This is a genomic window from Roseicyclus sp. (assembly GCF_052168335.1).
Taxonomy (GTDB): Bacteria; Pseudomonadota; Alphaproteobacteria; order Rhodobacterales; family Rhodobacteraceae; genus Roseibacterium.
Map to the genome: position 1 here is coordinate 1 of NZ_JBQLZP010000378.1, position 3953 is coordinate 3953.

The 3953-nt window shown below is 73.3% G+C and carries 4 protein-coding genes; 2 read left to right on the forward strand and 2 right to left on the reverse strand.

Annotation, left to right across the window (positions count from 1 at the left end; all coding sequences use genetic code 11):
- Window positions 1-1271 (forward strand): RNA polymerase sigma factor (locus tag ACTS11_RS11620; RefSeq protein ID WP_442640477.1); only part of this gene is annotated, 1271 nt, incomplete at its 5' end.
- Here the strand turns inward: ACTS11_RS11620 and ACTS11_RS11625 are convergent.
- Both ACTS11_RS11625 and mutY read right to left on the reverse strand, forming a co-directional pair.
- Window positions 1238-2371, reverse strand: coding sequence for an alkane 1-monooxygenase (locus ACTS11_RS11625; protein WP_442640478.1), 1134 nt, complete (start codon window positions 2369-2371; stop codon window positions 1238-1240). The genes ACTS11_RS11620 and ACTS11_RS11625 overlap by 34 nt on opposite strands.
- A gap of 53 nt (window positions 2372-2424) precedes the next feature.
- Complete coding sequence (gene mutY, locus ACTS11_RS11630; protein ID WP_442640480.1) at window positions 2425-3471, reverse strand: A/G-specific adenine glycosylase; 1047 nt, start codon at window positions 3469-3471, stop codon at window positions 2425-2427.
- A gap of 116 nt (window positions 3472-3587) precedes the next feature.
- On the opposite strand from mutY, the gene ACTS11_RS11635 reads away from it, so the two are divergent.
- A partial coding sequence (locus tag ACTS11_RS11635; RefSeq protein ID WP_442640479.1) for a DUF721 domain-containing protein occupies window positions 3588-3953 on the forward strand: 366 nt, incomplete at its 3' end.

Below are 3953 nucleotides of genomic sequence, written 5' to 3' on the forward strand. Positions count from 1 at the left end.
GACATGCGTCCGTGACCCTGGGCGCGGCCCGGTCGGAGGCGGCGCTGGCCGTGGACCGGGCCGCGCGCGACAACTATGGCCGCCTGCTCGCCTTCCTTGCCGCCCGCACGCGGGACATTGCGGCGGCGGAGGACGCGCTGTCCGAAGCCTTCGCCACCGCGCTCCGCCGCTGGCCCGAGACGGGCGTACCGCGGACGCCGGAGGCCTGGCTTCTCACCGTGGCGCGTCGTGCTGCGGGCAAGCGCGCACGAGCCGGCGCAACCGCCGAGGCGGCGCTGCCCGCGCTGACCCTGCTGACGGAGGAAACCATGGACCGCGCGTCCGATCCGCTCCCCGACGAGCGGCTGAAGCTGATGTTCGCCTGCGCGCACCCCGCCATCGACCGGGGCATCCGCACCGCGCTGATGCTCCAGACCGTCCTCGGACTCGACGCGGCGCGCATCGCCCGCGCCTTCGTGGTGCAGCCCGCCGCCATGGGCCAGCGCCTGTCGCGCGCCAAGGCCAAGATCAAGGCGGCGGGCATCCCCTTCCGCCTGCCCGAGCCGGAGGAGCTGGAGGCCCGCCTCGACGATGTGCTCCTCGCCATCTACGCGACCTACGGCCTCGGCTGGGACGTGCCCGGCGGGCTCGAGGCCGGGCGGATGGGCGAGGACCTGGCGGGCGAGGCGCTGTTCCTTGCGCGGCTCGTCGCGGCGCTCCTGCCCGGCGAGCCGGAGCCCGGGGGCCTCCTCGCGCTGATCCTCTATTGCGAGGCGCGGCGTGCGGCGCGGCGGGACGCTTCGGGCGCCTACGTGCCGCTGGCCGCGCAGGACCGTGCCCGATGGAACGGCGCGATGGTGGCCGAGGCTGAGCGGACGCTCGAGAACGCCGCGCGCGCCGGGCGGCCCGGACGCTTCCAGACCGAGGCCGCGATCCAGTCGGTGCAGGTGCAGGCGCCGCGCGGGCGGACAGGGGATCCGGCGGTCCTCTCGGCGCTCTACGACTTCCTCGTGACGCGCTGGCCGAGCCTCGGGGCGGAGGTGTCGCGCGCCGTCGTCCACGGCGCGGCGCGGGGGCCGGAGCGCGGGCGCCAGATCCTCGACGCGCTCCCGCCCGAGCGTGTGGCCGCCTACCAGCCCTACTGGGCCGCGCGGCTCGACCTCTGCCTGCGGGCGGGCGATGCCGAGGCGGCCGAGGCGGCGCGCGCGCGGGCCATCGCGCTCAGCGACGATCCGGCGGTGCGCGACTGGCTCAGGGCCTATCGTGGCGGCGGATTGAGCCCCTTGTTGTAGGGGGTCCAATCCTCGACCTCGGGGTAGAACGTCCGCCGCCACGCCCGCACCCTCGGGTTCATGACGCGCCGCCAGAGCGGCGGGACCATCGCGACCGCCGTCATTACCGGGTAGCCGTGCGGAAGCTGCGGCGCCTCGTCCGGTCCGTAGGTCTGCAGGAGGGGAAAGCGCCGGTCGGGCTTGAAGTGATGGTCCGAGTGCCGTTGCAGGTTGATGAGGAGCCAGTTCGACGCCCGATGCGCCGCGTTCCACGAATGGCGCGGACGGACGTGCTCGTAGCGCCCCTCGCCGAGATGCTTCCGCGTCAGCCCGTAGTGCTCGACGTAGTTGGTGAGCTCGAGCTGCCAGATCGCGACGAAGGCCTGGAAGGCGAAGAGGCCGACACCGCCCCACCCGCCGATGGCGTAGGCGAGCGCGAGGAAACCCGCCTGAAGCCCCGCGTAGCGCCAGAACGGGTTGGAGCGGTGCCACCACGGCAGGCCCTTGCGCGCCAGCATCGCGGCCTCGGCGGCGAAGGCGGAAACCAGGCTCTGCCGCAGCACGCGCGGGAAGAAGCGGTGGAACCCCTCGTTGTAGCGCGCCGTCACCGGGTCGCGGACGGTGCCGACATAGCGGTGATGCACGAGCAGATGCTCCGAGCGGAAGTGCGCGTAGAGCACCGAGGCGAGGAGGAGGTCGGACAGCGTCCGCTCCAGCCGGTTCCTCTGGTGCATCAGTTCGTGCGCGTAGTTGATGCCGATGGTCCCGCTGAGGACGCCGACGCCGAAGAACAGGCCGAGCTTCTCTGCCGTGCCGAGCGTGCCGGAGGTCTGGGCGAGCCAGATCATGTAGAAGATCACGGCGGCCTGGAGCGGGAACCAGACCAGCGTGACGAGGCGATAGGCCCCGAGCGCCGCGTCGGGCGTGGCGGGGTCGGCGTTCTCCTCGTTCAGCCCCGCCGCCGCGTCGAGGATCGCGAAGAGCCACCAGGTGCTCAGCGGCACGAGCGCCAGCCACCAGCCGCCCTGATGCGCCACGGCGACGATAAGCGGCACCAGCGCGAGCGATGCCCAGAAGGGCAGCGCGGCAGGCAGGGACGCGCGTTTCGCCGCCGGGACCATGTCACTTTCTCTCCGGGTGCTCTGCGATAGAATCGGCCAGGCCCTCGGCTCCGTCAATCCCCCGCCCATTCCGTCCGTGCGAGGTCGAAGGCCTTGCGCATGACGGTGGGAAGCGCGGCGGGGCGGAACTCCGCCCGGGGGACGAAGACGCCGCGGGAAGGCGCGGCATCGGCATCCACCTCGGCGAGGCGGAGGAACAGGCGCAGATGGAAATGCGTGAAGGTATGCCGCACCTCGAGGCCGGGATCGCGCCATTCGGCGGAGAGCGGCGGGGCGGGGACGGGCGCGCCCTCGGCCCAGTCGGTGCCGGGCCAGCCGAGCATCCCGCCCAGAAGCCCGCTCGGCGGACGCGTCTCGAGCAGGAGCGCGCCGTCCGTCCGCCGCGCGAGGTAGGCGATCCCCTGCCGCACCGGCTTGGCCTTCTTCGGCGACTTCGCGGGCAGGTCTGCCGCGATCCCCTGCCGCCGCCCCTCGCAGCCCGGCAGCAGGGGACAGATCCCGCAGGCGGGCGCGCGCGGCGCGCAGATCGTCGCGCCGAGGTCCATCAGCGCCTGCGCGTGGCAGCCGGGGCGGTGGTCGGGCGTCAGCCGCGCGGCGAGCGCCCGGAGACGCTCCTTCGAGCCCGGCAGCGGCTCCGCCACCGCGAAGAGGCGGGCCATCACGCGCTCGATGTTGCCGTCGAGCACGGCGGCGGGCCGGTCGAAGGCGATGGCCGCGATCGCCGCCGCCGTGTACGGGCCGATGCCGGGCAGCGTCCGCAGCCCCTCCTCCGTGTCGGGGAAGGCGCCGCCGTGCTCCCCGGCCACGACGCGCGCGCATTTCAGCAGGTTCCGCGCCCGCGCGTAGTAGCCGAGGCCCGCCCAGGCGGCCATGACCTCGGCATCCTCGGCGCGGGCGAGGTCGGTGACGGTCGGCCAGCGCGTCGTGAAGCGGTGGAAGTAGTCGCGCACCGCCGCCACCGTCGTCTGCTGGAGCATCACCTCCGACAGCCAGACGGCATAGGGGTCCGGCCGGACGCCATCGGCAAGGTCGCGCGGACCCACGCGCCAGGGCAGCGCGCGCGCGTGCACGTCGTACCAGCGCATCAGCGCGTCCTGCATCTCCCCGTCACGCAAGCGTTATCCGTCCCCGAAGCCGTCGTTATTGGTTAACAGAGCGTATCGGCATAGATTGCCGGCTGACCGGGAAAGACAAGTCCCGAGCGAAGGACACGAACATGGCCCCGCCGCGCCAGACAGAGACGCCGCCCGACACGCGCCGCCGCCGCGGCTTCGAGCCCGCATCCGCGCTCGTCGCCGCGCATCTGCGCGCCCCGGCCGAGAAGCGTGGTTTCCCGGAGGCCCGCCTCCTGACGCATTGGCGCGACGTGGCGGGCCCCGAGATCGCGGACATCGCCGTGCCGCTGCGCATCAGTTACGGCCGCGGCTTCGGCGGCACGCTCGTCCTGCTGACGACGGGCGCCAACGCCCCGGTGCTCGAGATGCGCGGAACCGAGATCGTCGAGCGGGTGAACGCCTGCTACGGCTATCGCGCCATCGCCCGCATCCAGGTGACGCAGACGGCGCCGGCGGGCTTCGCGGAG

Bases quoted from the DNA above. Each gene is read 5' to 3' on its own strand.
- ACTS11_RS11625 (WP_442640478.1), bottom strand. From the start codon at position 2,371: ATGGTCCCGGCGGCGAAACGCGCGTCCCTGCCTGCCGCGCTGCCCTTC.
- mutY (WP_442640480.1), bottom strand. From the start codon at position 3,471: ATGCAGGACGCGCTGATGCGCTGGTACGACGTGCACGCGCGCGCGCTG.